Below are 16397 nucleotides of genomic sequence, written 5' to 3'. Positions count from 1 at the left end.
CGTGGAGAAAAGTGATTTCTATGCGCTGCTTCGCAGCCGGCGTTCGATCCGGCGTTTCACGGATAGAACAGTTCCGGTCGAACTCGTGCAGCGCTTGATCGAAGCCGCCTGTCAGGCGCCGTCGGCGCACAATCGGCAGCCCTGGCGGTTCGCCGTCCTTTCAGGCGAATCGGAAAAGCAAGCGCTCGCCGGGGAGATGGGCCAAGCGCTGTGCGCGGCGCGCCGGGCGGATGGCGACGCTGCGGAGGCGATCGATGCGGATGCTGCTCGATCCTACCAACGGATTACATCGGCGGCGGTGGTTGTAGTGGTATGCTTGACCATGGAAGCGATGGACGTCTATCCCGATGAAGCGCGAACGAACGCCGAACATATGATGGCCGTGCAGAGTGCGGCCATGGCAGGGATGAACATCCTGCTCGCGGCGCATGCTGAAGGTCTGGGAGCCTGCTGGTTGTGCGCGCCACTGTTTGCACCCGATGCGGCTCGCCGGTCGCTCGACTTGCCGAAAACCTGGGAACCACAGGGGTTGATCCTGCTGGGGTATGCGGCGGAGCAGGGACGAAGCAGGGAACGGATGCCGCTGGAGGCAGTCTCGCTGTGGCGTTGAAGATCACGGCTCTGGCAGGCGGCGTCGGCGGCGCAAAACTCGTCGACGGGTTGGCGGCGCTGCTGCCTGCCGAAAACCTGAATGTGGTGGTCAACACCGGCGACGATTTCGAGCATTTTGGCTTGACGATTTGCCCGGATGTGGACACGATCACCTACACGCTGGCCGGTCTGGCGAATCCTACAACGGGTTGGGGACGCGCAGACGAAACCTGGACCGTCTTGGAAACGATCGAGCAACTGGGCGGACCGGCGTGGTTTCGATTGGGTGACCGGGACCTGGCGCTGCATCTCGAGCGTACGCGCTTGCTACAGAGCGGCGAGCGTTTGAGCGCGGTCTGCGCCGGGATCTGCAAGCGCCTGGGCGTTGCCGTGCGTGTGCTGCCGATGTCCGACGATCCGGTACGTACGCTGGTGTCGACCGAAGAAGGCGAACTTCCTTTTCAGGAATACTTCGTGGCCCGGCGCTGTGAGCCAAAGGTAAGCGGATTTCAGTTCCGAGGAATCGAACGAGCGCAGCCGGCGCCGGATGTGCTGGAAGCCATACAGGGAGCGGATTGCATTATCTTCTGTCCTTCCAACCCCTGGGTGAGTCTCGATCCGATCCTCGCCGTTCCCGGCATACGCACGGCGGTTGCCGGGAAACCCGTGATCGGAGTGTCGCCCATCGTGGACAGCCGGGCGATCAAAGGACCGGCGGCGAAGATGTACGCCGAATTGGGCCACGAACCCTCGGCGCTGACCGTGGCGAAGCATTACGAGGATTTACTGACGGTGTTTTTCGTGGATGGCAAGGACGCCGAGTTCGTCTCCGCAATCGACGGACTGGGAATTCGAGCCCGGGCGGCGAACATCGTCATGCAGGATCGAGAGGATCGGATCCGTTTGGCTGGAGAGCTTATCGAATACGTATCGAAAGAGGTGTTGATGGCGGTGAAATCATGACGTTATGGGCGATCGTGCCTGTCAAGCCGCTGCGCCGGGCGAAATCCAGACTCGCCGAGGTGCTCAACCGTGATGAGCGGGCCGTGTTAAGTCAGGATTTGATGATTCATACGTTGGAAGTGTTGAAGGATGTTCCCCAGGTGGATCGTATGCTGGTGATCAGCCGGGATTCACGCGCCCTGGCGCTGGCCCGAGAACATGGCGCCCGGACGGTTTCGGAGCGCGGCGCGCCGCAGTTGAATACCGCCCTGGTACGGGCGACGATCCTGGCGCGCGGCTACGGTGTGAGCTCGGTGCTGGTCGTTCCGGCGGACCTGCCGCTTCTCAGTCCGGAAGACGTCGAGACGCTGATCGCCGCGGCGAAGAAGCCGCCGGTGGTCGTCATCGCACCGGACCGCCACGGCACGGGCACCAACGCACTCTTGATGTCTCCGCCGGGATTGATCGAGTACGATTTCGGTCCGGACAGTTTCTCGCGGCATCAGCAGAGAGCGAAGCAGGCGGGAGCGAAGGTCGTCGTTTGTGAACTGCCGTCTCTCGAATTGGATCTGGACGTGCCGGAGGACCTCGAAATCCTGCAGGAATGGCGATCCCAGAAAGTACAGATCGAGGCGGAGGAATCGACATGAGCGCTTCACGGGCTGCTCTCTATTTACAGGATGCGCACGATTTACGCGAGGGACTCGACTACGTGCGATATGCGGAGCAGCGCGGTTTTTACGCCGTGTGGCAAGCCGAATCGCGCCTGGTGCGGGACGCGATCGTGCCGATGGCGGCGTACGCCGCGGTCACGGAGTGCATCAAGATCGGCTCCGGTGTGATCAACAACTGGACGCGCAACATCGGTTTGCTGGCGGCGACCTTCCTGACGCTGGACGATCTCGCGCCCGGACGCATCATCTGCGGCATCGGCGCCTGGTGGGATCCGCTGGCGAAAAACGTGGGCATCGAACGCCGCAAACCTTTGTTGGCCATGCGCGAGACGGTCGAGGTGCTGCGGCGCCTGTTGAACATGGAACGCGTGACTTTTCACGGCGAGTTCCACCACGTGGAGGGTATCGAACTCGACGTGGTTCACGGGCGGCGCGAACCGCGGAATGTGCCGATCTACATCGGCGCCACCGGGCCCAAGATGCTGGAGCTGAGCGGGGAAATCGCCGACGGCGTGGTGTTGAATTACTGCGTGCCGCCGGATTACAACCATCAGGCCCTGGAACATCTGGCGGCGGGTGCCAGGAAGGCCGGCCGGTCGATCGACGATCTCGATCGACCGCAGTTGATCGTATGCTCGGTCGATGCGGACGAAGAGAAAGCGCTGGACACGAGCCGGGAGCTGTTGACCCAGTATCTGGCGCAGCAGCCGCACATTGCCAAGGCGAGCGGCGTCTCTCCGGACGTGGTCGCGGAAATCCAATCCATACTGGGCTGGCCGGCGACCCAAGAGCAGATCCAGAGCGCCAAGCATCTCGTGCCGGACGAACTGGTGCGGCGGATCACCGCCTCGGGCACGCCGGAGCAGGCGCGCGCCAAGGTGCAGGAGTACCTCGACAACGGCGCCACGTACCCAATCCTGTATCCTGTGGGCGGCGACGTGACGCTGCTCGTCGACACCTTCAGTCCATCTTCGTGATCGTATTCTCCCAAACCAAATTCATCGAGGAATGATCCCAATGACAACGAACGCCCAGACACAGAAACAGGAGCGCAAGCAGCCCAATTCACGGCATTGTTTCGTGTGCGGTTTGGAAAACGAATACGGCCTGGGGCTGCGTTTCTATGAGGTCGGACCTGATGAGGTGACCGCCATGGTGAGTATCCCGGAGCAGTATCAAGGCTACCCCGGCGTCGTGCATGGGGGCATCACCGCCGCCATGCTGGATGAAGTATTGGGACGCGCGGCGATGGTCGGCGATCACAATCACTTTCGGGTCACCGCAAAGATGGAGGTGCACTACCGCAAACCGGTACCGATCGGAGAGGTTCTGACCCTGCACGGGAAGGTGCTCAAACGGCGCGGGCGGTATGCCTTCGCGCATGCAGAACTGCGGCTTCCCGACGGCAGCATCGGCGCCGATGCAGACGGCGCCCTGGCGGATTTGTGGGACGATACCTTGCGGGAAGAGGACCTGGAAGCGCTGGGTTGGAAGGTCTATCCCGACTAGGCGGGTTTCGCAGTGAGGGGTGAGGAGATGGGTACGTTCGAATATTTACGGCCGAAAACGATCGAGGAAGCCGTCTCGCTGCTGGAGCGCGGCGTGCCGCTGGCCGGCGGCACGCGGGTGAGCACGGCGCGCAGGCACATTGGCGCGGCGATCGATCTGCGGGATCTGGGCTTGACGGATTTAAAGATCGAAAAAGGCGCCGCCAGCATAGAAGCAGGCGTGAGTCTGCAGGCGATCCTGGAGAGCGTACCGCCGCTCCCCGATGCGCTGCGATCGGCCTGCCGGCTCGAGCGTGACCTCTGCGTCCAACGCAAGCAGCACGGTCAACAGCGGTGAGCGGGACGATCATGGCTGCGGACGGGCGCTCACCGCTGTTGACCGTGCTGCTTGCGTTGGACGCAGAGGTCACGCTCGAGCCGGACTCGAAAAGCATTTCCCTGGTGGATTTTCTACACGAGCGGAATGCGGCTTCGATCCACGATCTCATCACCGGAGCGCATTTTGAATTACCTCTCACGCTCGAGTACGAACAGGTTGCACGATCGCCCGTCGATCGTCCGATCGTCTGTGTGGCCGCGGCACGCTTCAAATCCTCCGCGACGATCGCGATCGGGGGTTTCGGTGAATTCCCCCAGCGGGCAGTGGAAGCGGAGAAGAAAGCCGCAGCAGGTGAGTCGCTCGATTCAGTGGCCCAAGCTGCAGCTTCGCTGCTCGAGACGGCGCAGGATGCCTGGGCCAGCGCGGAATACCGGACCGCGGTCGCCGGCGTGCTGGTCAGGCGCATTCTCGCCAACGGGGGTACGTGATGCAGATTCATTTCACGCTCAACGGCATGCCGGTCGAACTGGACATCGAGGGCAGGGAAACGCTGCTCGAGGTGCTGCGCGAACGGTTGGGGATGTTCGGCGTCAAACATGGCTGCGAGAGCGGCGAATGCGGCGCCTGTGCGGTGTTGATCGACGGCGAACCGCGCAACACCTGCGTGATGCTCGCCCCGCAGGTGGAGGGTCGTCAGGTTGTGACGATCGAAGGACTCGGCGAGCGTCCCGATCCGGGATGGCGCCAGTCCCGCGGCCTCGATCGCATCCAGCAGGCCTTCATCGACACGGGCGCGATTCAATGCGGCTACTGTACGCCAGCGATGATCCTGGCCGCGCACGCCCTGCTCGAAAAAGAGCCGCAGCCCACGGAAGTGCAGGTGCGCGAGGCCTTGTCGGGCGTGCTCTGCCGCTGCACGGGATATTTGAAGCCGGTGCAGGCCGTGCTGCGTGCCGCAGCGATCCTGCGCGGGGACTCTGTGGAGCCGTTGGAAGCGCCAATTCCTGCGCCGCGAGAATTGCGGCCGCCAAGCGAACCGGGCCCGGAAGTGGGAGAAACGGAGCCCGGCGGCTCCGATGTGCTGACGCGCACGTCTGTGATGCCGCGGATTCTGGTTACCACGCAGGAATCTCCGCTGCGAGCGGTTGGCAAACCCGTTCCCAAAGTGGACGCGGCGAAATTGGCACAGGGCAAACCAGCCTTCACCCTGGATTTCGAAATGCGGGGTATGCTGTTCGCCAAGGTGCTGCGAAGCCCGTATGCGCATGCGCGCATCAAACGCATCGACGCCAGCCGGGCGCGCGCTTTGCCCGGAGTCGCCGCAGTGCTGACCTGGGAAGACATCCCGCGTGTGGTCTTTTCAACGGCCGGCCAATCCGATCCCATTCCGGGTCCGCTGGATACCTTCTCGCTGGACAACAAGGTGCGCTACGTGGGCGACCGCGTCGCTTTCGTGGCGGCTGAAAGTGAGGCGATCGCGGAAGAGGCGCTCGAGTTCATCGAAGTGGAATACGAACCGCTGCCGGCAATATTGGATTACTCCCACGCCATGGACGAGGGTGCGGTACAGATTCACGACGAACCCGAATATGTCAATTTCGCCGATTCGGACCCCACGCGCAATCTGGCGGCCGAAATCCGCATCGACATCGGCGACGTGGAGAAAGGTTTCGCGGAGGCCGACGAGATCATCGAAGGCGAATACGAGGTGCCCAAGGTGCAGCAGGCGCACATCGAACCGCACGCCGTGGTCACCTATTGGGACGAAAACGATCGCCTGGTGATCCGCACCAGTACGCAGGTTCCCTTTCACGTACGGCGGCAGCTCGCGCCCGTACTGGGATTGCCCATCAAACGCATCCGGGTGATCAAGCCGCGCATCGGCGGCGGTTTCGGTGGGAAGCAGGAAGTGCAGATCGAGGACGTCGCGGCGCATCTGACCATCGCGACCGGCCGTCCGGTGCGCTTCGAAACCACGCGCGCCGAAGAGTTCCAGGCCTCGCGTTCCCGCCATCCCATGCGCATCCGCATGAAAACGGGGGTCAAGCGCGACGGCACGATCACGGCCAACGAGATGTACGCCCTGAGCGACACCGGGGCGTACGGCTGCCACGCCCTGACCGTGACGGGCAACACGGGCCACAAGGCGATGGCGCTCTACGTGGGAGACGGCGAATACCGCAAGTCGCCGAATATTCGTTTCTATGCCGATATCGTGTACACCAACCGCCCATCTTCCGGCGCCTATCGCGGCTACGGCGTGCCGCAGGGTTTCTGGCCGGTCGAACGCCATATGGAGCGTGTTGCGCAGGCATTGAATTTGGAACCGCTAAGCTTCCGGTTGAAGAACACCCTGCGAGAGGGGGAACTGCATCCATTCAGCACGGCCTGGTCGGAGGGGCGCGAGCCGCGCCCGGAGACGATCAGCACCTGCGGCCTGGAGGAGTGCGTGCAGCAAGGCAAGGCGGCCGCCGGATGGGATGCGAAATTCGGCAATCGCGATTGGCACCAGATTCCCGGCGCACCCCATTTGCGCCGCGGGATCGGTGTGGCGCTGGTGATGCAGGGCACGGCGATCCCCTATCTCGACATGGGCGGGGCGAGCATCAAGCTCAACGACGACGGCTCGTTCAACCTTTTGGTCGGCGCCACCGATCTGGGCACCGGTGCGGACACGGTTCTGGCGCAGCAGGCTGCGGAGGTGCTGGGAGTCCGCGTGGACGACATCGTGGTCTATTCTTCGGACACCGATTTCACGCCATTCGACAAGGGCGCGTATGCCTCCAGCACGACCTACATATCGGGCGGCGCGGTCGTGCGCGCGGCTCGGGACGTGGCGCAGCGCATTACGATTCGGGCGGCACGCATGTTGAGCGAGTGGGGTGAGGCCGTGAGCGCGGAGCAAATCCATCTGGCGGATGGCTGCGCCTGGGCGCCGGACGGACGAACCATCACGCTCGGCGAGGTGGCACTGAACGCCCTGCACCACGAGGACCAGGAACAAATCATGGGTGTGGCTTCCTTCATGTCCCCCGTGGCGCCGCCGCCCTTTGCGGCGCAGTTCGCGGAGGTGACCGTAGACGTGGAAACGGGGCAGCTGACAGTCGACAAGCTGGTCATGGCGGTGGATTCGGGTGTGATCGTGAACCCTCTTACCGCTTCCGGACAGATCGAAGGCGGTATGACGCAGGCCCTGGGGTACGCTGTTTGCGAGGAGATGCTGTACGACGAAGAAGGCCAAGCCAGGGAAACCAATTTCAGTGACTATCATATTTTCGCCGCGCACGAGATGCCGGAATTGGAGACGATATTCGTGGAGACCTTCGAGCCTTCGCATCCCTTCGGGGTAAAAGCGGTGGCCGAGATTCCCATGGACGGCGTGGCGCCCGCGGTGGGCAACGCCGTCATGGATGCCTGCGGTGCGGACTTGACGGAAATTCCGATCACGCCGGAACGCCTGTGGCGGGCGTTGCGCGGGAAGCAACCCTGAGCCGGCCCGGAGAATGAGGTAATCTGCGATGGGATTGTACGAGCGTCTGGCTGCGCTGGAACGTGACGGTGGTGTTGCCGTTTTGGCAACCGTGGTCCGCACGCGCGGCTCTGTGCCCCGCCGTGAAGGGGCGAAAATGCTGGTATTGGCTGACGGCACACGGGAAGGAACGATCGGCGGCGGTGAGATGGAAGCGCTCGTGATCGAGGAGGCACAGCAGGTATTCAAGAACGGAAAGCCCCGCATTCACACCTATTCCTTCGTCGATCCGCAGGATGGGGACGTAGGCGTGTGCGGTGGGGAAATGGAAGTGTTCATGGAAGCAGTCAACCCGAGTCCGAAACTGGTTATCGTCGGCGGCGGCCACGTCGGCAAGGCCGTCGCCCATCTGGCGACATGGCTGGGATTCCGGGTGGTGGTCGTCGACGATCGTGCGGAGTATGCCACTCCCGAAGCCGTACCCGAAGCGCACGAATATATCCACAGCGGACCGCAGGGTTTCGCGGATGCCGCGGAAATCCACCCGGATACCTACGTGGTATTGACGACGCGGGGCGTCGACGTCGATGTGCAGGCGCTGCCCGGTCTACTGGACACGCCTGCGGCGTTCATCGGCGTGATCGGGTCGAGGCGGCGCTGGGAAACGACGGCGCAGCAATTGACGGAGAGTGGTATCCCGGCGGAAATACTGCAGCGGGTGGTCTCTCCGATCGGGCTTGAACTGAACGCCGAAACGCCGGAGGAAATTGCCGTGAGCATCCTGGCGCAGATCATCATGCTGCGGGGCGGCGGAAGCGGCGAGCGGATGGCGCACACGCCGCAATCTGTGAGAGAATCGGAAACATAACGAGCATACTGTTTCGGAAAGTAATGAGGCACGAACGGGATGATGTGGGACCGCTACTTTACACCCAACACGATCGAAGATGTTCTGGAATTGTTGGCCGAACACGCCGGAACGGCGCGCATCGTTGCCGGAGGGACCGATCTACTGCTGGAAATGGAGCGCGGCCAGCGGCCGGACGTCACGGCGCTGATCGACGTTAGCCGGCTCGAGGGGCTGGATGAAATCCGGCTCGATGAGCAGGGCTGGATTCACCTGGGTCCATTGGTGACGCACAATCAGTGTGCCGGGTCGGAACTGATCGTCGAGCGCGCCTTCGCGCTGGCGCAGGCCTGCTGGCAGGTCGGCGCGCCGCAGATCCGCAACCGGGGAACGATCGCCGGCAATCTGGTCACGGCTTCTCCGGCCAACGATTCGATCCCGCCGCTGCTGGCCCTGGATGCGCAATTGACCCTGCGTTCGCGTTCCGCAGAGCGCAAGGTGAAGCTCGAGGATTTCTACACCGGTGTGCGCAAGACGGTGTTGGCCGAAGACGAGATGATCGTGGACATCGCCTTCCCTGCGCCGTCGACGAATATGCGCAGCACGTTTCAGAAACTGGCGCTGCGCAGGGCGCAGGCGATATCCGTGGTCAACGCAGCGGTCCTGCTGGAAATCGACGAGTCGAAAATATCACGTGCGGCGATTAGCCTCGGCTCGGTCGCACCGACCGTGATCCACGCAGCCGAGGCGGAGTCGTATTTGGCGGGGAAGGAACTCTCGGACGCCGTCATCGAGGAGGCGGGGCGACTCGCCGCTGGGGCCGCGGCGCCGATCGACGACCTGCGTGGTTCGGCGGATTACCGTGAGAAGATGGTGCGGATTTGCGTCAAGCGTGCCCTGCGCGATCTGGCTCACGATCGAGAACGACGGGATTATCCCGAACGTCCCGTCATGCTCTGGGGCAGCAGCGAGATGCCGGCTGCGTCCCGGCTCGCGGCATCTACTGAGCATCAGGCGGGAACGCCCATCGAAACGACGATTAACGGAAAAGCCTGCCGCTTTACTTCGGGCCAGGACAAAACCTTGCTGCGGCTGCTGCGTGAGGAAGGGAAGCTCACCGGCACGAAAGAGGGCTGCGCGGAAGGAGAGTGCGGCGCGTGTACGGTGTTTCTCGACGGCGTCGCCGTGATGGCCTGTCTGGTTCCCGCGCCGCGCGCCCATGGGGCGGAGATCGTTACCATCGAGGGAATCGCCCGGGGTGATGAACTGCATCCGGTTCAGCAGTCTTTCATCGACGAGGGCGCCGTACAGTGCGGGTACTGCACGCCCGGTTTTATCATGTCGGGCGTCAAGCTTCTGGAGGAGCGGCCGCACCCCACGCGAGCAGAAATCGTGCAATCGATTACGGGCAATCTGTGCCGCTGCACGGGTTATTCGATGATCGTTTCTGCCATCGACAAAGCGGCTCACGATTCAGAGGGGTGAATCGAAGGACCGCTTTCCGGTAAGGCGAATTTCAACGTAAATTCAGGAGGTTGCTATGGGTCGTGGAAGTATGTGGTCGGATCGAAAATTCTATGAGGAACGCGAAAAGAAGAAGCGCGGAAATCCGGTCTTGCGGGGAGTCGGCTGCATCATCATTGCGATTTTAGGGGCGGCTGCCTATGTCTTCTCCGGCTGGTTTATCCGCTCGGGTTTGGTTTATCTGCCGGCAGACGCATTACGCCCCTCTTTCGCAACGTTCCTGCCGGACGGCGCCCTCGTACAAATCGTGGTTTCCCTGCTTTTCATGATGTTGTGCTACTCGATTCTGAGCATCATCTGGGCGGTGATGTTTCCGAAGAAAATGGGCGAGACCGATGCCCCGCTGCCGAAAAGGAGATCCGGCGCTAAGAAGCGGAGGTAAATTCGTCATCACGATTTTAGGTTATCGATTGGATCGCGCAGCGAGTGAACAGACCGGAAGTATCTCATCAGCCGAGGTTCGAGGCCGGCGCGAAAATCGTTTTAAGGCGTGTACATGTCATTGATTGGAACATCCGTACCCAAAATCGACGCACGGGGGAAAGTGACGGGAGAAACCCAATTTCCCGGTGATATCGACCGTCCCGATCAGGCATACATGAAGATCCTTTTCGCGGGCAGACCGCACGCCGTGGTGCGCAGCGTGGATACATCGGCCGCCGAAGCACTTTCCGGCGTACTCGCCGTGCTAACGGCGAAAGATGTCCCCGTCAACGAGTACGGCCTGATCATGCCCGACCAACCGGTGCTCTGCGGACCCGGCTCTTCGAAACCGTACGCCGACCGGGTACGTTTCGTCGGCGATCAGGTGGCGCTGGTGGTGGCGGAAAGCGAGGCGATCGCGGCGGAAGCCGTGAAGCGCATCGAAGTTGAATATGAAGATCTGCCGGTTCTCACGGACGTCCTGCAGGCGTGGAAATCGAACGACGTGCTGCTGCATCCGGATCGGGAGAACAACGTCTTCTGCCACTACCGCATCCGCAAAGGAGACGTGAAGAAGGGATTCGAAGCGGCGGACGTCGTCGTCGAGGGGGAATACCGCACACCTGCGCAGGAGCACGCTTTTCTGCAGCCCGAGGCCGGTCTGGGCTACATCGATGAAGAGGGGCGCATTACGGTCGAGGTTGCCGGCCAATGGACCCACGAGGACCAGGCGCAAATCGCCCATGCACTCGACCTTCCCAAGGATCGCATCCGGGTCATCTATCCCGCCATCGGCGGGGCGTTCGGCGGGCGCGAGGACATGTCGGTGCAGATCGTGCTCGCCCTGGCGGCGTACCGCCTGCACCAGCGCGGCATCGACCGTCCGGTGAAGATCATCTGGTCACGTGAGGAGTCGATTCTCGGGCACCACAAGCGGCATCCATTCGTCTTGCGCGCCAGATGGGGTGCAAGCCGCGAAGGGAAAATTCTGGCGGCGGAAGTCGATGTGATCCAGGACGGCGGCGCCTACGCCTACACCTCGACGAAGGTACTGGGGAACGCCACCTTGATGTGCACCGGGCCGTACGAAATCCCCAACGTGAAAGTGGACGCCTATGCGGTGTACACGAATCACATTCCGGGCGGCGCGTTCCGCGGATTTGGCGGGCCGCAGGGCGCCTTCGCCGCCGAAGGGCAGATGAACAAGCTGGCAGAAGCATTGGGCATGGATCCCGTCGAAATCCGCGAGCACAATATTTTCCGGGAAGGCTCCCTGCTGTCGTCGGGGACGCCGCTGCCCGAAGGCGTCAGCATGGACAAGGTGTTGGCCGCCTGCGCGCAAAAGGGCGGTTGGCGGCAGACGAAGCAGGGTTGGAAGAGGAAAGCAGACGGCGAGGAAGTAGAGGATGGTAAGGCGCATCTTCGCCGTGGGGTTGGATTTGCCTGTGGGTTCAAGAACGTGGGCTTCTCGTTTGGCGCGCCCGAACTGTGCACGGCGACGGTGGAGCTGCACGGTGCAGGTGAGATCGAGGAATTGGTGCTGCGCCACGCCGGGGCGGACGTCGGGCAGGGGTCGCATACCGTCATGACGCAGATGGCGGCGGAGGCGGCCGGCGTCTCCATCGACAAGGTACGTCTGGTGGCATCCGACACGGCGACCTCCGACGATTCGGGTTCGGCTTCGGCCTCACGCATGACCTTCATGTCGGGCAACTCGATTCGCGGCGCAGTGGCGGCGGCGCTGGAAAAGTGGCACGGCGAGGAACGCCCTGCGGTGGCGACGTATGAATACCGCCCGCCGGCGACGACGCCCTTCGATCCGCAGACCGGCAAATCCGAGCCGAATTTCGCCTACGGGTACGTGGCGGAAATCGCCCGTGTGGAAGTGGACACGGATACCGGCAAAGTGCATTTGTTGGAGGTGATCTGCGCCGACGACGTGGGGCAAGCCGTGAACCCGCAGGGCGTTCACGGCCAGATCGAAGGCGCCATCGTGCAGGCCAGCGGCTACGCGCTACTGGAAGATTTCCAGCAAGAAGGTGGCTACGTACAGACCGGACTGCTTTCGACGTATTTGATCCCCACGGTGATGGATATCCCCGAGCGGATCTCGGCCGTCGTGCTGGAGCATCCCGATCCGATCGGCCCATGGGGTGCACGCGGCATGGGAGAAATGCCTTACATTCCTTTGGCGCCTGCGATTGCAGCGGCGATCAGGGATGCGCTCGGCATATGGATCGACGAATTCCCATTTACGCCGGAACGCGTACTCAAGGCATGGTCCGGGAAAGAATAAAGCCGGTGGAGGAATCCGGGGAGGGCGTGATGGGTGAAAAGAAGCAGAGACATGGTTCCACGGTCGCGGGAATCGTCCTGGCCGCGGGCGATTCGGAGCGTTTCCCCGAACCGAAGCAGCTCTTGCACTGGAAGGGAAAGGCATTGGTCTGGCATGCGGTCCGAGCGGCGTTGGAAGGCGGCCTGGAACCGGTGGTCGTGGTGACGGGCGCAGATGCGGACGACGTTCGGGCGGCGCTGGCGGGAGAGCCCGTCGAATTCGTGCACAATCCCGATTGGGCAAGTGGGCAAAGCTCGTCGATGCAGGCCGGCCTGGATGCGGTGCGGGATGCGGCTGAAGCGGTGGTGATGCTGCTATCCGACATGCCATTAGTGGATGCGAAACTGATACGCGCCCTGGTGAGTGCGCATCGGGAAAGCCATGCCGCCATCGTCGCGCCGCGGGCGAAGGGAAGGCGCGGAAACCCCGTGCTTTTCACGCGGGCGACCTACCCGGAATTGGACGCCGTGGAGGGGGATCGAGGCGGGCGCAAGCTGATCGGTTCGTTGTTTACCGAGTGGGTCGATTGGGACGATTCAGCTTTGCAGGACATCGATAACGAAGAAGATTGGGAGCGCTTGCGAGGCGAGGGATGATCGCTGCCGTTTTATTGGCGGCAGGAGAATCCAGGCGCATGGGATCGCCGAAGCTGGCGCTGCCCTGGCGCGGCGAAGGCTCGTTGATCGCCGCGCTGGCAAACACGTTCGTGGCGGCCGCTGCTGCACCGGTGATCGTGGTGACGGGAGGAGATCGGCAGGCCGTCGAGCGTACGCTCGATCCGGAAAAGATCCAACCGGTTTTCAACCCCGATTATGCATCCAGCGAAATGTTGGGTTCGATTCAGGCAGGACTGGGCGCCCTCGAGGACGAAGCGTTCGAGGCCGCGTTTATCTGTCCCGGCGACTTACCTTTCTTGCAGGCCGAAACCGTGCGTGGTTTACGGCAAACCTGGGAACGGAGACGCAGCCGGATTCTGGCGCCGAGTTTCGAACGGCGCCGGGGGCATCCAGTGTTGTTGGCGCGGGTGTTGTGGCCGGAGATACTGGCGCTGGAGGCCGGCGAGACGCTGCGTGATTACATGCACCGGCGCAGCGAGTGGATCGAGTACATGGAGACCAAAGACGCCGGTGTGTTGAAGGACATCGACACGCCGGCGGACTATGAAGAGGCAAAAGGCGGCCAGGGGGCGTATAGATAAGGATTGGAATTGTCGATTGAGCGCGAATACCGCGTGCGCGTGAGCCGGCGAGCCAAACACGCCCGGCTGCAGATGTCGCTGCGCGACGGATTGGTGGTGGTCGTGCCCAGGGGCTACGACCGCAAGCGCATCCCCGATTTGCTGACCCAGAAGCGGGGTTGGATCGAGAAGGTCGCCAGGGAAATCGAGGCGCAGCGCGAACTCGCACCGCAAAGCGCCTGGCCCGAGCGCCTCGAACTGCGCAGCATCGGAGAGGTCTGGCGGGTCGAGTATGCGGATGCTGCGTCCGTGAAATTGGTCGAGTGTCCGGGCAATCACCTGAAAGTCCATGACGGCAAGGGCGATTCGGATGCGGTGCATGCCGCATTGCGAAAATGGCTGCGGCGCAAGGCGCACCGGCATCTCAAGCCCTGGCTGCGGCATCTGGCCGAGGAAAACGGTTTCGAGATCAGGCGCATATTCATCAAGTCACAGCGTACGCGCTGGGGCAGTTGTTCCGAGCAGAAGAACGTCAATTTGAATTTGAAGCTGCTTTTCCTGTCCGAAGACCTGGTGCACTACGTGATGCTGCACGAACTGTGTCACACGGTGTATCTGAACCATTCGAAGAAGTACTGGGCGCTGGTCGCGCAGCACGAACCGGAATATGCATCGAAGCGAAAAGAGCTGCGGAAGGCATGGAAGTACGTTCCGGGCTGGGTGGAGGGGTGAGGTTGGACCGCGCATTTAGGAGCACGCATGGTGTGGCGGGAATGTAAGCGCTGTGGGCGGAGGCTGTTCTTCGTCGAGGGCCAGCCGCTGCCGCTCGAAGGGTACTGCGAGGCGTGCTACGAGGAGGTGACCGGCAATTGTTCCGCCTGCCGGGGAACGGGTCAAATCGAGCGGGCGCATCTGGGGGTGTCGGACTGTTTGAAATGTGATGGAAGCGGCCTGGCTGTGGAACAGGCTGGGGGATGCGAATGAAGACCCATTTCATACTGCAGAGGGTATATCAAGCTGGTTTTAAGGGATTTTAAAGCTCTTTAAACAACACGGCGACATTCATCCTTAGGAGTCGAGTGGGCTGCGAACGGCGAGCCCGCCTCGCTTGAGTACATGGGTATAGATCATGGTCGTCTTCACGTCTTTATGCCCGAGCAGCTCCTGCACGGTACGGATGTCGTAGCCCTTTTCGAGCAGGTGGGTGGCGAAACTGTGGCGCAAGGTGTGAGGAGTGACGTGCTTCTGGATTGCGGCGATCCTGGCTGCTTCACGGATGGCGCGGCGGAGCGCGCTGGGTGAGCGGTGATGCCGGCGGAGTCGGCCGCTGCGAGGGTCAGTAGAGAGACTTCGGGAGGGAAAAACCCACTGCCAGATCCACTCGCGGGCAACGTAGGGGTACTTGCGCTCGAGAGCGTGGGGCATATAGACGTTTCCCATACCTTTGCGTAGATCGCGTTTGTGTACGGCGCGGACGTGCCGCAGGTGACGGTGAAGAGGTTGGATCAATGCGAGCGGCAGCATGGTTACGCGATCCTTGGCTCCTTTTCCGTCGTGCACGAAGATCTGATTCTGATCGAAATCGAGATCCTTCACGCGCAGGCGCAGGCATTCGGAGATGCGCAGCCCGCTGCCATAGAGCAATTGGGCGATGAGCTGATTCTGCCCCTGCATGCCGTCCAGCAGCCGGCGGACTTCCTTCTGGCTCAGTACCACGGGCACAGGTTTGCGGCGTTTGGCGCGCAGGGCGTGGATCGGCTCGGTGAGCGGCTTGTGGAGCACCTGATTATAAAGGAAGAGCAGGGCATTGAGGGCTTGATTCTGGGTGGAGGCGGCCACCTTGGCACGAGCGGCCAGGTGGGTGAGGAACACTTCCACTTCCGGCGTGTCCAAGGTACGCGGGTGGCGTTTGCCGTGGAAGAGGATGAAGCGGCGGACCCAATTGACGTAACTGCGTTCGGTGGATTGCGAGTAGTGTTTACGGCGCAGTGCGAGGCGCATCTGATCGAGCAAACGCGAAGGTTTGTTGTCCATGACTATCCCCCTGTTGGTTGTCCCCCGGCTGAATCTGGTCTATGCTACAAAGCGTTGAAGGACAGATAACAAGCCATGGGGATTGATTATCAATCCAATTATACTCATAGCCAGATAAATATCGAATACCAGCGCGTATCCGCCCGCGAGTGACCTGAAAACGGCAGTTACGGAGGCGGGTTTAAAGGGTAATAATAGTTATTCGTTCCTTCGTCGCCCGCTGATAAATATTGCATTTTCTTTTGTGCGCGAAGTTGCAGATTTACCGGGGTTCTTTTATTCTTGATTGGGATTGATTTTTATCCATTACGGAATCCAGACAGTCCGCATATCGTAGCAGCGGGCTCCGAAGGTCGTGCTGGTCGTATCTTTCCCTACGCGCAGATGTGAGCGGGAGATTTGTTGGAGTGTGATTTTGGGGGCATGGTCTTCGAATAACCATTCGCTGGAGCAGACCGGGGATGCAGCGCGATTTGCATGCTATGATGATCAATAGGGAAAAGAGAAGGGCAAGAGTTGGCGCGAACCCCGGCAGCTCAGCTCAAAGCCGTTAG

17 protein-coding genes are annotated in these 16397 nt (G+C 61.6%); 16 read left to right on the top strand and 1 reads right to left on the bottom strand.

What is annotated here, in order from left to right; genetic code table 11:
* Position 1: 1 nt before the first annotated feature.
* From P8Z34_09655 to P8Z34_09580, 16 genes are all read left to right on the top strand, one after another.
* Complete coding sequence (locus P8Z34_09655; protein ID MEJ2550935.1) at positions 2-610, top strand: nitroreductase family protein; 609 nt, start codon at positions 2-4, stop codon at positions 608-610.
* Positions 601-1554 carry a 2-phospho-L-lactate transferase gene (gene cofD, locus P8Z34_09650; GenBank protein ID MEJ2550934.1) on the top strand — a complete coding sequence of 318 codons (954 nt, stop codon included), beginning with the start codon at positions 601-603 and terminating at the stop codon, positions 1552-1554. The genes P8Z34_09655 and cofD overlap by 10 nt, the downstream gene beginning before the upstream one ends.
* Complete coding sequence (gene cofC / locus P8Z34_09645) at positions 1551-2183, top strand: 2-phospho-L-lactate guanylyltransferase (GenBank protein MEJ2550933.1); 633 nt, start codon at positions 1551-1553, stop codon at positions 2181-2183. Before cofD ends, cofC begins: the two co-directional genes overlap by 4 nt.
* A complete protein-coding gene (locus P8Z34_09640) occupies positions 2180-3184 on the top strand; it encodes an LLM class flavin-dependent oxidoreductase (GenBank protein MEJ2550932.1) in 1005 nt (334 codons plus the stop codon). Before cofC ends, P8Z34_09640 begins: the two co-directional genes overlap by 4 nt.
* Before the next feature lie 40 nt (positions 3185-3224).
* The gene (locus P8Z34_09635; GenBank protein MEJ2550931.1) at positions 3225-3716 is read left to right on the top strand and encodes a PaaI family thioesterase; all 492 of its coding nucleotides are present in this window, start codon (positions 3225-3227) and stop codon (positions 3714-3716) included.
* Positions 3717-3743: 27 nt separating this feature from the next.
* Positions 3744-4052 carry an FAD binding domain-containing protein gene (locus P8Z34_09630; GenBank protein MEJ2550930.1) on the top strand — a complete coding sequence of 103 codons (309 nt, stop codon included), beginning with the start codon at positions 3744-3746 and terminating at the stop codon, positions 4050-4052.
* An 11-nt stretch (positions 4053-4063) separates the two neighbouring features.
* Positions 4064-4522, top strand: coding sequence for a hypothetical protein (locus P8Z34_09625; protein ID MEJ2550929.1), 459 nt, complete (start codon positions 4064-4066; stop codon positions 4520-4522).
* Entirely contained in the window at positions 4522-7524 is a 3003-nt protein-coding gene (locus P8Z34_09620; protein MEJ2550928.1) for a molybdopterin-dependent oxidoreductase, read from the top strand. The genes P8Z34_09625 and P8Z34_09620 overlap by 1 nt, the downstream gene beginning before the upstream one ends.
* 28 nt (positions 7525-7552) lie before the next feature.
* A complete protein-coding gene (locus P8Z34_09615) occupies positions 7553-8371 on the top strand; it encodes an XdhC family protein (protein ID MEJ2550927.1) in 819 nt (272 codons plus the stop codon).
* A gap of 39 nt (positions 8372-8410) precedes the next feature.
* On the top strand, positions 8411-9835 hold the full coding sequence (locus P8Z34_09610) for an FAD binding domain-containing protein (protein MEJ2550926.1): 1425 nt from the start codon (positions 8411-8413) through the stop codon (positions 9833-9835).
* A gap of 55 nt (positions 9836-9890) precedes the next feature.
* Positions 9891-10256, top strand: coding sequence for a hypothetical protein (locus tag P8Z34_09605; GenBank protein MEJ2550925.1), 366 nt, complete (start codon positions 9891-9893; stop codon positions 10254-10256).
* A gap of 114 nt (positions 10257-10370) precedes the next feature.
* Positions 10371-12593, top strand: a complete 2223-nt coding sequence (locus tag P8Z34_09600; protein ID MEJ2550924.1) for a xanthine dehydrogenase family protein molybdopterin-binding subunit — start codon at positions 10371-10373, stop codon at positions 12591-12593.
* A 29-nt stretch (positions 12594-12622) separates the two neighbouring features.
* Positions 12623-13228 carry a nucleotidyltransferase family protein gene (locus tag P8Z34_09595; GenBank protein MEJ2550923.1) on the top strand — a complete coding sequence of 202 codons (606 nt, stop codon included), beginning with the start codon at positions 12623-12625 and terminating at the stop codon, positions 13226-13228.
* Positions 13225-13830, top strand: coding sequence for a nucleotidyltransferase family protein (locus tag P8Z34_09590; protein MEJ2550922.1), 606 nt, complete (start codon positions 13225-13227; stop codon positions 13828-13830). Before P8Z34_09595 ends, P8Z34_09590 begins: the two co-directional genes overlap by 4 nt.
* A 9-nt stretch (positions 13831-13839) precedes the next feature.
* On the top strand, positions 13840-14541 hold the full coding sequence (locus P8Z34_09585; protein MEJ2550921.1) for a SprT family zinc-dependent metalloprotease: 702 nt from the start codon (positions 13840-13842) through the stop codon (positions 14539-14541).
* A gap of 27 nt (positions 14542-14568) precedes the next feature.
* Positions 14569-14793: a hypothetical protein gene (locus P8Z34_09580; protein ID MEJ2550920.1), complete on the top strand. Its 225-nt coding sequence runs from the start codon at positions 14569-14571 to the stop codon at positions 14791-14793.
* 84 nt (positions 14794-14877) lie between these two features.
* On the opposite strand, the gene P8Z34_09575 is transcribed toward P8Z34_09580, so the two are convergent.
* Positions 14878-15843, bottom strand: a complete 966-nt coding sequence (locus P8Z34_09575; GenBank protein MEJ2550919.1) for an integron integrase — start codon at positions 15841-15843, stop codon at positions 14878-14880.
* Positions 15844-16397 lie beyond the last annotated feature (554 nt).

Source organism: Anaerolineales bacterium (genome assembly GCA_037382465.1).
Taxonomy (GTDB): domain Bacteria; phylum Chloroflexota; class Anaerolineae; order Anaerolineales; family E44-bin32; genus WVZH01.
The sequence above is the reverse complement of the archived record's forward strand: the minus strand, read 5'-3'. Positions and strand labels throughout refer to the sequence as shown.